This window comes from Citrobacter sp. TBCS-14 (assembly GCF_005280805.1).
In the GTDB taxonomy this organism is placed as follows: Bacteria; Pseudomonadota; Gammaproteobacteria; order Enterobacterales; family Enterobacteriaceae; genus Citrobacter; species Citrobacter gillenii.
In genome coordinates, this window is record NZ_SZWM01000764.1 from 1 (window position 1) to 207 (window position 207).

Annotated in this window: 1 pseudogene; it reads left to right on the plus strand. The window is 54.6% G+C overall.

Annotated features, from left to right (window positions below):
* Nucleotides 1–207 (plus strand): annotated as a pseudogene (locus tag FDX22_RS21165) (PTS sugar transporter subunit IIC); the annotation flags it as partial.

Below are 207 nucleotides of genomic sequence, written 5' to 3' on the forward strand. Positions count from 1 at the left end.
GGTGATACAGTCGCAGTTTGATATGCTGATCCCGCAGGCCATTATGGCCATCTTTAAACCACTGGTGTCCGCAGCGGATTCTCTGCCGGCGATACTGCTGGCAGTACTGATCGGCCATCTGCTGTGGTTTGCCGGTATTCACGGCGCGGCTATTGTGTCGGGAATGCTGCAAATGTTCTGGCTCACCAATCTCGGGATGAACCAGTC